Source organism: Ruegeria sp. CF5, from assembly GCF_056537325.1.
In genome coordinates, this window is the sequence record NZ_JBQFRI010000016.1 from 14764 (window position 1) to 29281 (window position 14518).

General features: G+C 54.9%; 17 protein-coding genes. 9 read left to right on the forward strand and 8 right to left on the reverse strand.

Going from position 1 to position 14518, the window contains the following annotated elements; translation table 11 throughout:
• Nucleotides 1-120 precede the first annotated feature (120 nt).
• From ACR0NW_RS22700 to ehuA, 4 genes are all read left to right on the forward strand, one after another.
• Nucleotides 121-960: a transporter substrate-binding domain-containing protein gene (locus ACR0NW_RS22700; RefSeq protein ID WP_480452180.1), complete on the forward strand. Its 840-nt coding sequence runs from the start codon at nucleotides 121-123 to the stop codon at nucleotides 958-960.
• Nucleotides 961-1067: 107 nt separating this feature from the next.
• Entirely contained in the window at nucleotides 1068-1733 is a 666-nt protein-coding gene (gene ehuC, locus ACR0NW_RS22705; RefSeq protein ID WP_480452181.1) for an ectoine/hydroxyectoine ABC transporter permease subunit EhuC, read from the forward strand.
• Nucleotides 1734-1736: 3 nt separating this feature from the next.
• Entirely contained in the window at nucleotides 1737-2402 is a 666-nt protein-coding gene (ehuD, locus tag ACR0NW_RS22710) for an ectoine/hydroxyectoine ABC transporter permease subunit EhuD (RefSeq protein ID WP_480452182.1), read from the forward strand.
• Nucleotides 2403-3221 carry an ectoine/hydroxyectoine ABC transporter ATP-binding protein EhuA gene (ehuA, locus tag ACR0NW_RS22715; RefSeq protein WP_480452185.1) on the forward strand — a complete coding sequence of 273 codons (819 nt, stop codon included), beginning with the start codon at nucleotides 2403-2405 and terminating at the stop codon, nucleotides 3219-3221.
• A 125-nt stretch (nucleotides 3222-3346) separates the two neighbouring features.
• Here the strand turns inward: ehuA and ACR0NW_RS22720 are convergent, their stop codons facing one another.
• A complete protein-coding gene (locus ACR0NW_RS22720) occupies nucleotides 3347-4102 on the reverse strand; it encodes an IclR family transcriptional regulator (RefSeq protein WP_480452187.1) in 756 nt (251 codons plus the stop codon).
• A 95-nt stretch (nucleotides 4103-4197) separates the two neighbouring features.
• Between ACR0NW_RS22720 and ACR0NW_RS22725 the strand changes: the two genes are divergently transcribed.
• The 3 genes from ACR0NW_RS22725 to ACR0NW_RS22735 are packed head-to-tail and all read left to right on the forward strand — an operon-like array spanning nucleotide 4198 to nucleotide 6186.
• Nucleotides 4198-4899: an SDR family NAD(P)-dependent oxidoreductase gene (locus ACR0NW_RS22725; RefSeq protein WP_480452188.1), complete on the forward strand. Its 702-nt coding sequence runs from the start codon at nucleotides 4198-4200 to the stop codon at nucleotides 4897-4899.
• A 16-nt stretch (nucleotides 4900-4915) separates the two neighbouring features.
• Nucleotides 4916-5446 carry a 2,4'-dihydroxyacetophenone dioxygenase family protein gene (locus ACR0NW_RS22730; protein WP_170653266.1) on the forward strand — a complete coding sequence of 177 codons (531 nt, stop codon included), beginning with the start codon at nucleotides 4916-4918 and terminating at the stop codon, nucleotides 5444-5446.
• A gap of 5 nt (nucleotides 5447-5451) precedes the next feature.
• Nucleotides 5452-6186, forward strand: coding sequence for an SDR family NAD(P)-dependent oxidoreductase (locus ACR0NW_RS22735; protein WP_480452189.1), 735 nt, complete (start codon nucleotides 5452-5454; stop codon nucleotides 6184-6186).
• A 249-nt stretch (nucleotides 6187-6435) separates the two neighbouring features.
• On the opposite strand, the gene ACR0NW_RS22740 is transcribed toward ACR0NW_RS22735, so the two are convergent.
• The 3 genes from ACR0NW_RS22740 to ACR0NW_RS22750 form a co-directional block, all read right to left on the reverse strand.
• Complete coding sequence (locus ACR0NW_RS22740) at nucleotides 6436-7287, reverse strand: DUF4396 domain-containing protein (RefSeq protein WP_480452191.1); 852 nt, start codon at nucleotides 7285-7287, stop codon at nucleotides 6436-6438.
• Nucleotides 7288-7494: 207 nt separating this feature from the next.
• Nucleotides 7495-8250, reverse strand: coding sequence for an isochorismatase family protein (locus tag ACR0NW_RS22745; protein ID WP_480452193.1), 756 nt, complete (start codon nucleotides 8248-8250; stop codon nucleotides 7495-7497).
• A gap of 27 nt (nucleotides 8251-8277) precedes the next feature.
• Entirely contained in the window at nucleotides 8278-8709 is a 432-nt protein-coding gene (locus ACR0NW_RS22750; protein WP_480452195.1) for a VOC family protein, read from the reverse strand.
• An 85-nt stretch (nucleotides 8710-8794) separates the two neighbouring features.
• Here ACR0NW_RS22750 and ACR0NW_RS22755 point away from each other — a divergent pair, with 85 nt between their 5' ends.
• The gene (locus ACR0NW_RS22755) at nucleotides 8795-9691 is read left to right on the forward strand and encodes a LysR family transcriptional regulator (RefSeq protein ID WP_480452196.1); all 897 of its coding nucleotides are present in this window, start codon (nucleotides 8795-8797) and stop codon (nucleotides 9689-9691) included.
• Nucleotides 9692-9793: 102 nt separating this feature from the next.
• On the opposite strand, the gene ACR0NW_RS22760 is transcribed toward ACR0NW_RS22755, so the two are convergent.
• From ACR0NW_RS22760 to ACR0NW_RS22770, 3 genes are read right to left on the reverse strand one after another with little or no spacing between them, the layout of a single operon-like run.
• Nucleotides 9794-10429 (reverse strand): glutathione S-transferase, encoded by a 636-nt coding sequence (locus tag ACR0NW_RS22760; RefSeq protein ID WP_480452254.1) that lies wholly within the window; start codon nucleotides 10427-10429, stop codon nucleotides 9794-9796.
• Nucleotides 10430-10479: 50 nt separating this feature from the next.
• Nucleotides 10480-11568 (reverse strand): TIGR01458 family HAD-type hydrolase, encoded by a 1089-nt coding sequence (locus ACR0NW_RS22765; RefSeq protein ID WP_480452197.1) that lies wholly within the window; start codon nucleotides 11566-11568, stop codon nucleotides 10480-10482.
• The gene (locus ACR0NW_RS22770) at nucleotides 11538-12398 is read right to left on the reverse strand and encodes a DMT family transporter (protein ID WP_480452198.1); all 861 of its coding nucleotides are present in this window, start codon (nucleotides 12396-12398) and stop codon (nucleotides 11538-11540) included. Before ACR0NW_RS22770 ends, ACR0NW_RS22765 begins: the two co-directional genes overlap by 31 nt.
• 147 nt (nucleotides 12399-12545) lie before the next feature.
• Here ACR0NW_RS22770 and ACR0NW_RS22775 point away from each other — a divergent pair, with 147 nt between their 5' ends.
• The gene (locus ACR0NW_RS22775; RefSeq protein WP_480791954.1) at nucleotides 12546-13901 is read left to right on the forward strand and encodes an aminotransferase-like domain-containing protein; all 1356 of its coding nucleotides are present in this window, start codon (nucleotides 12546-12548) and stop codon (nucleotides 13899-13901) included.
• Nucleotides 13902-14182: 281 nt separating this feature from the next.
• Here ACR0NW_RS22775 and ACR0NW_RS22780 read toward each other — a convergent pair whose 3' ends face one another.
• The gene (locus tag ACR0NW_RS22780) at nucleotides 14183-14368 is read right to left on the reverse strand and encodes a hypothetical protein (protein ID WP_480452201.1); all 186 of its coding nucleotides are present in this window, start codon (nucleotides 14366-14368) and stop codon (nucleotides 14183-14185) included.
• Nucleotides 14369-14518 lie beyond the last annotated feature (150 nt).

Genomic DNA, 14518 nt, shown 5'->3' on the forward strand with positions numbered 1-14518 from the left:
ATCTTTCCGTCCATCGGCACAGCCCGAAAAGACGCATGAAACAGCGCGCCGGGCAGACAAGCGCATTTGGCTACGGATCGTTTGTCGGACCAGTCATTCCAACAGTAAGGAGAACCAACAATGAAAACGAATATTCTGGGAACTGCCCTTTCCGCCGCGCTGGCCCTGACGGCCGGCAGTGCGCTCGCCGGACCGCTGGAGGACCGGGTCGCAGCAGGTGAGCCGATCCGCCTTGGTTTTGCCGCGGCGGCCCCTTGGGCCCATCCGGGAGAAAACGGGGAACCGCTGGGATTCGTAAACCAGATCACCCTGGATCTGCTGGAAAAGATGGGTCACACGAATATCGAACCTGTCGTGACCGACTGGGCTGGTCTTATCCCAAGCCTGATGGCGGGTCGTGTCGATATCATCACCGGTGGGATGTATATTCTGGGTTCGCGCTGCGAGAATATCGACTTCTCCGAGCCGGTCGGGCAATTCGGTAACGCCTTCATCGTGCCCGAGGGGAACCCCGAGAACCTGCAGACATATGAAGAGATCAAGAATGCAGGCGTCACCATGGCCGCTGTTGCAGGCTATGTGAATGTCGAAGAAGCATTGAAAGTCGGTATACCCGAAGCCAACATCATGCAGTTGCCCGGCACGACCGAAGTGCTTGCAGCCGTCAAGGCCGGTCGGGCGAGTATCGGCGCGATGACCGCAGTTGAGGCCTATGACCTTGCAGCCAAAACCGACGGCATCGAAGCGACGGATACCAACGCACTGCCGGAATGGACTTTCAACTGGGTTGCTATCGGCTTCCACCCCGATGACGATGGATTCCGGGAAGAGTTCAATGCTGCCATGCCCGGTTATCTCGGGTCCGAGGCAATGCTCTCTGCCGTCGAGCAATGGGATTACTATCCGGACAACGTCCCGGGCGAAGACGCCTCGATGGAATGGGCCTGTGCCAATCGCTGATCCCCGGCGAGGATCATTCACTTAACTTGCAAAAAGCAGCGCCCTGTCGGGCAGGGCGCTGTTCTTTGCACCTCTCATCCTCTGAGTAAACACGAAGGGAGCGGCGTTTGCCCTATTACGAATTTCTTGAGGCCTATGGCGGACGGCTGCTGGAGGGGTCGCTGATCACGGTTGTGCAGTTTGTCCTGGCCACAATCGTGTCCGTAATCGTCGCCCTTACCTTCGGGTTGATGCGCCTCTCTCAGAACGTCGCGGTCAAAGGCGTCGCCACTGTCTATATCGAGATTTTTCGCGGAACGTCGCTGCTGGTGCAGCTGTTCTGGATTTTCTTCGTTCTTCCCTTGTTTGGGGTCACGCTGGACAAATTCACTGCTGGTTTCATTGCCGTTGGAATGAATATGGGCGCCTACGGGGCTGAATTGGTCCGCGGTGCAATACTTGCCGTTCCAAAAGGGCAGTGGGAGGCCACCAAGGCCATCAACATGACACCCGGGCAAAGGATGCGGCGTATCATTTTGCCTCAGGCCTTTGTCATCATGTTGCCGCCCTGGGGCAATCTGGTCATCGAGATCATGAAAGGCACGGCGCTGGTGGCGCTAATCTCTGTCACTGACCTGATGTATGAGGCCCGCCAGATCAATATTTCGACCTTCCTGTCGGTTCAGACTTTCGGCACGGCTTTGATCATCTATTACATCTTCGCGCGGTTCCTCATCACGCCCTTCATGCGATATTTCGAGCGCACGATGGCCCGCAAGATCGGGAGGGCCTGACCGATGCAATGGCGCTGGGACTGGACCTGGGAATTGTTGCCGCGTTTTATCGACGCGACGGGAAAAACTCTGCTGGCGGCGGGCGGGGGATATGCCATCGCTGTGGTATTGGGGCTGGTCTTCGTACTGGCACAACGCACGCCGTACCGCATTGTGACAGTGTGCGTGCGCGAAGTGGTCGAGTTTATCCGCTCGACACCGCTGCTTTTGCAGGTGTTCTTCGTATTCTACGTGGGGCCACAGTTCGGTATCAACCTGTCGCCCTGGACATCGGGCCTGATCGCGATCGGTGTTCACTACGCGGCTTACCTGTCCGAAGTTTATCGTGGTGGCATCGAAAGCGTGCCGAAAGGCCAATGGGAGGCCGCAACCGCCATCAACATGCCGGTCATCCAAACCTATCGCCGCATCATCATCCCGCAGGCGCTACCGCCGGCGATTTCGGGAATGGGGAACTACCTGGTCGGTATTTTCAAGGACACCCCGATGCTGTCCGTGATTGGCGTGGCTGAATTGATGCATACCGCTAACGCGGTCGGCGCCCAAAGCTATCGTTACCTTGAACCCTACACCATGGTCGGCGTGATCTTCCTTGCGATCTCACTGCCCACCGCGTTTTTAATCGCCCAGTTTGAAAAATGGGTGCGCCGTAAAATGGGAATGAGATAAATGAACGAAGACATGAGCCAATACCCATTGCGCCTTGAAGGCGACGATATCCCGATGGTCCGGTTTCAGAACGTGCGCAAAAGTTACGGCAATCTTGTTGTACTGGACCATCTGAATCTGGATATCGACGCGGGTGAGATGGTGACAATCATCGGTCCGTCCGGGTCAGGCAAAACCACCGTTCTGCGCATGCTGATGACGCTGGAAACCATAAACGGTGGCGTCATCTACGTGGATGGAGAGCCCCTGACACATATGGAAAAAGGCGGTGTGCTGGTGCCCGCGAACCCGGCGCATATCCGGCGTATCCGCAGCAAGATCGGCATGTGTTTTCAGCACTTCAACCTGTTCCCGCACATGACCGCCTTGCAGAATTGCATGGAAGGTCCGGTGCAGGTTCTCGGAATTCCTAAGAAAGAGGCCGAAGAGCGGTCGATGGAGCTTCTGCAAATGGTCGGCATGGACGAGAAGCGCGATCAGCATCCGTCGCGCCTATCTGGTGGCCAGCAGCAACGCGTCGCCATCGCCCGTGCGTTGGCCATGCGCCCCAAGGTAATGCTGTTTGACGAAGTAACGTCGGCATTGGATCCCGAAGTGATCGGAGAAGTTACCAATGTCATCCGTAAGCTGGTGGATGCACATAATCTGACTATGCTGATGGTGACGCATCAGATGGGGTTTGCCAAAGACATCTCAGACCGCGTCTGCTTCTTCTTCAATGGCGCGATCGAAGAACAGGCAGCGCCCGAAGAACTGTTTGAAAACCCGAAACGAGAACGCACACAGCAGTTCCTGAATGCGGTCCTCGAATCCAACTGAGGACCCGCTAGGGAATTCACTCAACCAATGGATTTTGTAGTTCGCGACGAGTGATTGGGCCGCGGACAAGAACCTAATCCGGAGCAAGAGGACGTTGTAGCTCGCGCTGGGGTGTCCTCTTAGCATTATGTAGAGCGACCGGACAACTCTCGAACGCATTCCAAAACGGCTGCCGAATAACGCGATTTGTTCCTGTCCAGTCGAAACAACGGTACGGACACGCTGATGGCGGCGATAGGGCGTGCGGCGTCGTCAAGTATTGGTGCGCCGAAACAGGCGATGCCGACTTCATTCTCCTGATTGTCAAAAACGAAACCCTGTGTGCGGCATTGGTTAATCTGAACGCGTAATCCGGCAGGGTCTGTTGTTGTGAAAGACGTGATTGGTGTCAGTGTCGCGGTTTCGAGATAATCGGCAAACTTATCCTCAGGTAAAGCGGAAAGATAGGCTTTGCCCACACCGCTTGAGTGCAACGGAACAAACGTACCTATGGTCGAGTTCATGCGCACTGTTTCGAGGCTTTCGATTTTGTCGATGTAAACAAGCCCTTCGCCACTTGGTACGGCGAGGTGCACGGTTTCCCCTGTCTTGTCTCTGACGCGAATAAGCGCATCGCGGGCAAGGTCACGAATGTCAGATGTAGATAGGGCGGTACGGGCCAGATTGATCAAACGTGGGCCGGGTTTGTAGCGTTTGTCTTTGGCCTGAATTACCAGGCCCTCGGCTTCCAACCCGTGCAGCAATCTGTACAGGGTGGGGCGTGTGAACGTGCATTCAGTAAGCAAATCCTGAAAGGTCGGAGGCGTGGTCCGGTCGCAAATATGCTGCAAAAGACTGATGCTTCGCGCAAAACTCTGCGTCCCCTGAATTTGTTTTGACATGCGTGAACCTCTCTGTTGACCAGCGAACTGCGCAGCGTGTAACGTCCATAAAATGGTCTAAATGTCCACTATATGGACAATGTAAGATGGAAGCAATGAACGAAATACGAAAACGCGCCTTGATCACCGGCGGAACCAGCGGGCTTGGACTGGCGATTGCCGAAGGTTTTCACGAGGCGGGTTATCAGGTGATGGCTGTCGGATTAGGCGATCTGCCGGAGGGTAAACCCGGTCTGAGTTTTCATTCGCTGGATGTGACTGATGGGAAAGCGGTTGAAGCCCTCTGTCAGGACATTCCCGGACTGGATGTTGTGGTGAACGCTGCAGGTGTCATCCGGCGCAACGAAGAGCACGATCCGGAGATATTTGCCAAAGTTCTGGATATTAACCTGAACGGCACAATGCGCGTTTGCGCTGCCACGCGCGCGCATCTTGCCAGTACCAAGGGTTCAATCATCAATATCGCGTCGATGCTCAGCTATTTTGGCGGTGGATTGGTGCCTGGGTATGCGGCATCCAAAGGCGGGATCGCACAACTCACCAAATCACTGGCGATTGCTTATGCGTCGGACGCGGTTCGCGTAAATGCGCTGGCACCGGGGTGGATCGCCACGCCGCTGACACAGAACCTGCAAAACGACCCTGAGCGCAGCGGGGCCATTCTGTCGCGCACACCTATGGCGCGATGGGGCAAACCGCAGGACCTGATCGGCCCGGCCCTGTTTCTGGCGTCTGAACAAGCAGAGTTCATCACCGGAACAATTCTAAACGTGGATGGCGGCTACGCCGCAGTCTGAAAGCAAGGGAAGCGAAATGCCACTGTCTGAGACCGACGAAAACCCAATGGTGCCATACAAGCACCCCATGCCACAGGACGCGCTGCCCGAGATCGTAGTGCCAAATGCGCTGGCCGAAGACGACCCCCGGATGTGGGTCCAACAGACCGAGACGGTATTCTTCCGCCCGCTCTGTCTGAATGTCAGTCAGGGATATTGGATGAACCTTCTCAAGGTGACAAAGGCAGGTGTTTTGTCACGCCACCGCCACCCGAACCCGGTACACGGCTTTGTGCTGAAAGGCCGCTGGCATTATCTGGAGCACGACTGGGAAGCCACCGAAGGCTCTTACGTTTACGAGCCTCCGGGCGAAACCCACACTTTGGTTGTGCCGGAAGATGTCGAGGAAATGATCACCTATTTTCAGGTGAACGGAGTGATGTATTACTGCGACCCCGACGGAAATCACCTTGGCTACGAGGACGTGTTCACCAAGATCGACATGTGCCGTGCGCATTTCGAGAAAGTCGGCCTTGGCGCTGATTATGTAAAAAACTTTATCCGGTAAGGTCCATGAGCAACGTAACTTATGACTTCGCTGGTCGCACCGCTGTCATCACCGGTGGTGCAGCTGGGATCGGTGCAGAGATCGCACGCCACTACGCTGCGGCAGGTGCAAACGTCGCCATCTGGGACTTGGCCGAGCCTGAAGATGCGCCAGCCGGGTCCATCATGTGCAAGGTTGACATAAGCCAACCCGAGCAGATTGCCGAAGCGGTTGCAGAAACTTGCGCGGCCTTTGGCGGCATCGACTTTTTGTCCCACAATGCAGGCTTTGCCGGGCCAACCCTGCCGGTGGTCGAGAGTGACCCCACCACATGGGCACGTGTCGTCGAGGTGAACCTGACCGGCACCTTTTACCTTGCTCATGCGATCGTGCCAGTCATGCAAGAACGGGGGTTTGGCCGGATCGTCAACATGGCCTCGTTGGCCGGGAAAGAAGGTACGCCAAATGCGTCGGCCTATTCTGCATCCAAGGCGGGCGTGATCGGCTTTACCAAATCGCTCGCGAAAGAACTGGCGCAGACTTATATTCGCGTGAATTGCATCGCCCCAGCCGCAATCAAAACCGCAATTCTGGACCAGATGGCGCCAGAATTTGTCCAGATCATGATCGACAAATCGCCGATGAAACGGCTGGGTTGGGTCGAAGAAGCCGCGCGTATGGTGATGTGGCTCAGTTCCGAGGACTGCACGTTTAACACGGGCGCGGTTTTTGATCTCTCTGGCGGCAGGGCAACTTACTGATGACCCACCTTCGCAACTTCACGCCCGGCCCGGTCGAGGTGGTCGGGAATGTGCTGGCTGGGCGACATGGGCTTTCCAAGAGACCGGCGAACAGATCAGACGCGTAGAACCGGGGATCTTCTGTATGACGTGGAGGCTTTTGCGCGCCTTGCAAAAACAAGCGCGGCGGCTATTCACTTTGGTGAATTTAGGCCAGGGTTTTGCCTGCAATTATGCCTTGATTTTTGGTGTCCAACGACTTTTGAAGCGCTAAAAATGGATGGGCGTAATTCGCGAAGTCACCCAGATTGCGATCAGCAGGATTGCGTAGGTGCCAATGACCCAGAGGAACATTGAGTGCAAAGGCAGCGTCTTCATGCTCATGCCGTGACTGGGCATGTCCTCCATTTCGCTATGGGACATACCGTTCATCTCTGAAGACAAGTGACCGTTGCCCGGTGCCGGGCCATCCGCCCCGGGTAGAGTCATACATCCGTGTTTGAGGTGGTTGGCAACCAGCCAGTAATTGATCGGGAATGCAACAAAACCACCAACAATTGCCGCCAAGCTCATACGAAACCAAAAAGTCGGAGAGAGCGGGTCTTCCGATTCCGGCCAAGCCGCGGCCAACAAGACCATGGTCGGAATCATGCCTGTCATCACCATGTTCATCGAGACCGTCTCTGAAAAGAACGTCTTTCGGACAGCTTGCGAATAACTTCCATACATCGAAAGCATCATAAGGGCCTGAAAGATGAAAAGCCCCGAGACGAAACCGAAGACGTATTCGACAACAATGTCCCATCCATTTGATAGCGCGAGGAAATGAACAACGGTGGCAGCAACAATGATCCCCGTAGCGTCACCTGCTAAGCAGTGCATTTCGCTGTTGACCCCTTGCTTCCACGGTGTGCGGGTGAAACGGTCATGTCCGCCTGGAAACGGTCGGCGGCAGGTAATCATATAAAAAAACAGGCCGACTGGTCCTGTGTAGATCGTCACCAGAATCCAAGCCATGCGCTGAACCCAACTGGTCACGCCGTTGCTTATTGAATCCCAAACAACGAAAGCTACGCTGGCACCAGTCAATAAAAACCAGACAAGCATCGCGCCGTTGAGCACATCGACCTCCTTGAAATACAATTCCTATCAATTGAACCAAGTATCAACATTCATGAGATGTCAGGCAATATATGGCGAATTTTTCGATCTAGGGGATTGAGAGCTCAATTTCACTACCTTGGTGATGTTGCCCAAGCGCAAGCAGGCAATGTCGGGACTAAACTAGACTTCACTGCCAGGGACCGAAGCCCCTGACAGATGTTGGTTTTACCACTTTGTATCTGGGTCGACTTTGAACAGATGTTCCATGAACACACGGGTAACAGCCTGCAACTTGTCAGTACGCGCGTGGTCGCGTTGCAGCTCTGCCGGAACTACGTTCCATGTGATCGGTTCGACCCCTGCCTCGATCATGCGGCGCATGCCGTTTTCGTGGCTGAGCTGGGTTACCGAGCCAATGGCGTCTTCCGGTACATAGACGTCATATCCAGCAAGTTCGGCTTCAATCGCGGGATAGGCTAGGCAGACATCTGTCCAGAGACCACCCATAATCAGCTTTGTACGGCCGGTAGCTTCGACCGCGGCGACAAACTCAGGTTCTTCCCAGGCGTTGACATTTGTCCGGTCGACAAAGATCGCGTTCGGGGCCAGTTCGCGCAATTCTTCGATCATCGGATCATAACCGTTCAGGCCCACGGCGACATGACTGAAAATGATTGGGATGTCATAGATCACAGCGGTCTTGATCAGACCCGTGGTGTTGTTGATCAGCTCTTCATGGTCGATGTTCTTGACCCCAGCCAAAATCGGAGGCTGGTAATCGATAAGGATCAACGCCGAGTTGGTCGGTGACAGAAACGGGTCTTCGTCAGCGGCCCGGACCGGCGTGCCCTGATAGCCTTCTGGATATGCCGCGACGCCATTTATTGTTTTGATCATCGGAGTTTCCGCCGCTGCCGGCTGCGCTGCGGCAGCGATGATCAGGCTCAGGGCTGTGGCGAGCGATTTTGGGAAAGTTAACATGAGAGTGTTTCCTTGGTTGCTTGGGTTTCAGCCGTGCACATGTTCGGCAATAAGCTGCGCGACTGAAGGACCGGGGCCGACAAGCTCCAGAACATTGCGATCCGGGTCGCGAATGAAGATGGTTTTGGTACCGCGAAATTCTCGGCGGCCCGTGATGGCGATGCCGTTTTCGGTGACAAAGGTTTCGGTTGCTTCAGCGTCCTTCACCTTGACCGCCAGATGGGTGATGCCCGGATACTTCTCTGCCTCGTCCATCAGAACGTTTTCGCCCGCCTTTGCCGTTGCCGGACCCAACAGGTTGATGTTGACCCCCGAAGGATGGAGCATCACCAATGGATGCCCGTCGTCAAAACCGCCATCGGCGATCATCTCGAATCCCAGCAACTCATAGAAGGTAACGGATGCATCGCGATTACTGATACGGATGCCGATGTGATCGAAGTTTCTGATGTCTAACATGGTTTGACCTTTCCTTTGCTTGTAACAAAGGTAACTATGCCTGTAGTGAACTTTAATAGCTTATGTGGAACGGCATATATTCCATATGGATCAAAATAAGGATCTCTTCGACGGCATGGTACTGTTCTGCTCAGTGGTGGAGCAGGAAGGTATGAGTGCGGGCGCCAAGCTGTTGGGGCATACGCCCAGCCATGTCAGCAAAGAGATTGCACGGCTTGAAGCGCGCCTTGGGACACGGCTCCTGAACCGGACAACACGACGGATCAGCCTGACGGAATCCGGGCGCATCTATTATGAAAACGCGCGTCGAATGGTGGAGGACGCCCGCGCGGTGCAAGACCGATTGCATTCGGTCGGCGACCGACCCTTTGGGGAATTGCGGATGAGTGTGCCTGTGGTGTTCGCCCACGGGTGGCTGAATGACTGGCTGCCCGAGTTTCTGAAGCGATACCCTGAAGTAGATCTGAACATCGACGTATCCGAGCGTCGCGCCGACATGATCGGTGAAGGGATCGACCTGCTGGTGCGCATCGGCGATCTGCCCCCGTCCGACCTGATCGCCCGAGAGATTTTTCGGACACAGGGTCTGACGGTGGCTTCGCCCGCTTATCTGAAACGAAACGGCACGCCGCGACACCCCGATGACTTGAAAGGGCATCAACTGATTGATTTTTCGTTTCACGGGATCACCCAAAACTGGACCTACCCGGCGCCCGACGGGGAGGTGATCACTGTGCCAATCACGCCGCGCATTCGATGCAACGATGCTCATACAGAGAAGGCACTAGCGCTTGCCGGGCGCGGGATTACCCGTCTACCAGAGCTTTCCTGTCAGGCTGAACTGGATGCCGGATCATTGGTGGCGATTTTGCCCGATTTCCGTCCGCCCTCCATCGGGGTCAACGTGATCTATGCCAGCCGCGACAACCTACCTGCCAAGACTCGTGCCATGATCGATTTCCTGGTCGAAAAGAGCAGCTGAGGTCAGGACCTGCAAAGGTTCCAATTCCATCGCTGGCGGCAAGCGGTCTGATCGAGATTTACACTGTCCTTTTGCCGCGAGGTCCGGTCCGCCATGCTTGGTCTAGCCATTGAACCAAAGCGGTGTGTCGCCGTCTGCCCACGGCGCGTGCTTGTTCATTACGTTTGCGAAGGCTTCGCTTGCCAGGAAATGATCCAGCCATGCAATCAAATGCGGCCATTCCTGTGCGTCAAACCATTCCCTGTCTATGTGGGCGAACTGGCGGACAAAGGGCAGAAGCGCCAGATCTGCGAAGGTTGGGCGATCTCCAAAAAGCCAAGATTGACCGGTCAATCGTGCTTCAAGTTTAACCAAATAGCTCTCAGCTTTCCTGCGCTCTGCTGCATGGTCAACATCTGGATAGCGCGTAGCATACTTTGTGCGATCCAGCGCATCCTTGAATGGACCATCATTTTCCGCGATCAAGTCCCACCCTTCCTGAGGCATGTCCAGAAGTCGCTGGGGGTCATTTTGTTCGAGAGCCCAGATCATGATATCCAGGCTTTCGTCAAATACCCTGTCCTGAAGACGAAGTGCCGGCACCGTAGCGGATGCAGATGTTTGCAAGAAAGCTTGTGGCTTGTCCTTTAGGCGGATTTCACGCAATTCGACTTTGACGCCCGAGCTCGCCAATGCAAGACGAGCCCTGATTGCATATGGGCAGCGGCGGAACGTCCATAATATTGGGTGATAAGCCATATGAGGATTTATCTGCAATCCGCCAGCACGGTCAAACCCTTCCTCGACCGTCAAGTTGGAGCTTCTGTCTCCAAGCTGTCACGCCCGGTCAAGCAGGCCACCGCTTCGCAAATATCGTCCACGGTAGCCGTCGGTTCAGGGGCAAATCGAGTCTCGTCACCTTCACGGAATTTTCCGGTGCGCACCAGATACGCCTCTGCCAAGCCTGCAGCCAGTGCACCAGCAATATCGCTTTCTGCATCATCGCCGATCATTGCTGACTGAGCAGGCGAGGTTCCGGTGCCAGCAACAGCAGCCCTAAAAAACCCAGGGTCCGGTTTGCCGAACAGTCGGGCCCGAATTCCGCTGGCGTGTTCCAACGCTTTGACGAAGCAGCCCGCATCAAGGCTCAGCTCGCCATCCTCATCCATGAAAATGCGGTTGTTCGCGAGAGCGATCAAAGGTGCCCCCTTTTGCAACAACCGGTAGGCTTGGTTCATGTTTTTATAGGAAAATTCTTGAGCCGCATCGCCAACAATAACGGCGGGCGGCCCACTGCTATCACAGCAGGAAAATTCCTCCTCAAGCGCAGGATGGACGAGCAAATGCGGGCTATGTCCCGTGTGGACCAACCAATCGAGGGCGGCCGCAACGGGCGTAAATAACTCATCCGGCTGAATGTCGAACCCAAGATCGTGCAGCTTACGCATTATGCGGTGCTTTGGCTGCCGGGTGCTGTTAGTGAGGCATCTCACTTGCCGCCCGCTGGAGCGCAAAAGGGTAAGAGCCTTCGCGGCTCCGGGGATCGCTTCGGTCCCTTGGTAGAGAACTCCGGAGACATCAAGCAGAACTGTTTGGATCATTGTCAAACTGTGCCCGAGCCTGCGCGAGGCGTCAAATTCGACACCTGCCACGCCACCCGGAACCGGTGCTCTCCGAAACAGCATTCCGTCATAAAAGATGTCACGATTGTCAGTTCTTCTGTTCGGTGAAATCTCGTTGCTCCGCAGCAATATCTCAGAGAACGCATGACCGTGCGTGCCGCGGTGGAGATCAGGATGATGGAATAGTGCCGCGCTGAGCACGAATGACAACTTTAGGGAATTGTAATGCAGAAGGCCTGTGGTGGTTAAGCAAAGCGCTTTGCCCCTGCCACGCATACAACCACAAAAATTGTGATCCCGATCATGGATGGCGCTATCGGTTCCGCCAAAAAGGCTGCTGCAAGGATCAAGCCGAAGAACGGCTGAAGGAGCTGAAGTTGCCCGACACCTGCCGTGCCTCCCAGCGCCAAGCCGCGATACCAGAAGACAAAACCAACCAGCATCGAAAAGATCGAGACGTAGCCCAAGCTGAGCCAGACCGGCAAGTTCAGCCCTGTATATGTGTCAGGCCAAGTCAAAAGTGCAAAAACGGTCATGAACGGTAGAGAATAGACAAGCGCCCAGGAGATTACCTGCCATCCGCCAAATCGGCGTGACAGCAGTGCACCTTCAGCGTATCCCAATCCGCAAACAACGATGGCAGCCACCATAAAAAGATCTCCGATGAGAGAGGCGTCGGCGCTTTGTGTAAGTGCAAACCCAACGACGGCCGCGCTGCCCAAAACTGAAAATACCCAAAATAACGCGGAGGGGCGTTCACCACCCCTCAGCACGCCAAAGGCAGCAGTGCTCAAAGGTAAGAGGCCGATAAAGACAATCGAATGCGCGGCAGTGATGTGCCGCAGTGCCAGTGCCGTCAAAAGCGGAAAGCCGATCACCACACCCAAGGCTACAATCAAAACAGAAATCAGATCCGCACGCGGCGGCTGCTTTTCTTTGAAGAAGACCAGCAAGAATAAGGCAAGTACAGCCGCCAATACCGCTCGGATTGATGTCAGAAAGAACGGGTCCAGACCACCTACAGCCACCCGCGTGGCAGGTAGTGATCCGCTGAAGATCAACACACCGAGCAGTCCGCTGCCCCAGCCAGAAAATGAGGAATTCATCAACAAAGGGTCCTTTTTTGGAGCTTGTAGCTGGAGTGGCGCAACAGATGCAGGTACAAAGCAACACAATTATCACAAACTGTACTGCTAGATGATGCCATACAGAGAAGGTTGGAAATGGTGACAGCGACCCGTCGAACCCTTGTGATGGAACACATCAATCGTCGTATTCGATCTCGATCACTCGGAGCTGGCGACAAACTGCCTTCGGTTAGAGGCCTCGCGTCCCGTCTGGGCGTGTCACCTTCGACGGTGGTAGAGGCCTATGATGTCTTGGCTGCTGAAGGGGCTATTTTTGCCCGACGCGGGTCTGGCTTTTTTGTGACGGACCGCGCACAGCCCTTTGTTGTATCACAAACCGGACCGCAGCTTGATCGGGAAATCGACCCGCTTTGGGTGGCTCGACAATCGATTGATGCCGGAGACGATATTGCAAAGCCCGGATGTGGGTGGATGCCTGCCGACTGGATGCCGGTCGAGTCGCTCCGACGCGCCATGCGCGGGGTGGCACGTGGCGAAGGTAGCGTGCTCACCGACTATAGTAGCGCGCAGGGCCATGCTGGTCTGCGAAAACATGTGGCACGGGTGTTGTGCGACCAGAACATAGAGGTGGATCCCGATACTGTTCTGCTTACCAATTCCGGATCTCAGGCACTGGATTTGATTTGCAGGATGCTTCTCAAGCCTGGCGATACGGTTTTGGTGGATGATCCGTGCTACTTCAATTTTCAAGCGTTATTGAGGGCGCATCAGATCACAATTGTCAGTGTCCCATATACGCCCAATGGCCCCGACTTAACCCAGTTTGAATGTGTGCTTAGAAATGAACGCCCGCGGCTCTACCTGACCAACTCGGCATTGCACAATCCAACGGGTGCGACGATTGCCGCAGCTACCGCACACCGCGTGTTGTCTTTGGCTGAGGCATATGATCTGCAAATCGTGGAAGACGCTATCTTTTCCGAATTCGAACCCGATCTTTCCCCGCGATTGGCAGCATTGGATGGGATGGACCGGGTTCTAACGATTGGAAGCTTCTCCAAAACGCTCTCGGCGTCGCTCAGATGCGGATACATAGCGGCGCGCCCTGATTGGATTGCAGCCCTGACCGAACTACAGGTTGCGATCAGCTTCGGTGGCCCCAGCCCGATGGTCACAGAATTGCTATATGCGGCGCTCACCGACGGGAGCTATCGCAAACATATGGAATCGCTTAGGACAAAATTGGATCGGGTCCGCACGCGTTCAATCAAAGAGTTGAACACGATAAACATAAGACCCTTCGTGAAGCCCAGAGGTGGGTTTTATCTATGGTGCGAGCTTCCCGATGGGATGGATGCAGCAGTGCTCGCGCGAATGGCTCTCAAGAAAGGTGTTGTTCTGGCACCTGGAAATGTATTCAGCCCAACTCAATCCAAAAACTCGTTTCTACGTTTCAACGTAAGCCAGATGACAGGAAAAACCGAAACGGAACTACTTCGGAATCTAATGACTGACGTATAATTGGAAGTTTCGCCAACTTGCCCCTCTTTCTATTGGTCGTACTCAGTCGGACGCCTTGATTGGCGCTCAGGCTAATGTACTGGGCACGGACTGGCTGGCGCGCAGATTTCAGGCTTAAGCTGGATGTGTCCGAAACCAAATGTCGTGGGGCACATCCACGCGCTTTAGGGGCCGTTACTTTGGTAGCGATGCGGTAAATGGCTATACGGCCTGTCTCAGCACAAGTTTCTGAAGTCGCGTCGAAGTGTGGTGGCAGTTCAACTCAGGCGACCTCTAGTACTTTATGCCGGTTGCGTTCGCCGCAACGCGGCGCCAACGCCACCGGTGCCTAAATTCATATAGGTCTCGGATCCGTCCTTGCGCGAAATTGCGACACCGCGACCATAGCCGGAGGTGAAGGGTACAGTGGTGATCTTGCGGGTTTCGGAAACGGCGTAACCGGACTGATTCCGGTTTGAGTTGACCATTGCGGATTATGTGCGCCACTTCCATTCTGTCGAGTTTGGCCGCTGCTGAAGCGCAGGCCTTGAACCCCAGCATTGGCCACGTGCCTTTTGATGAAACCGATGGTCCTGCTTGACGATGTTGTTCAAGTATTCCCGCCTCAACCATCTCCT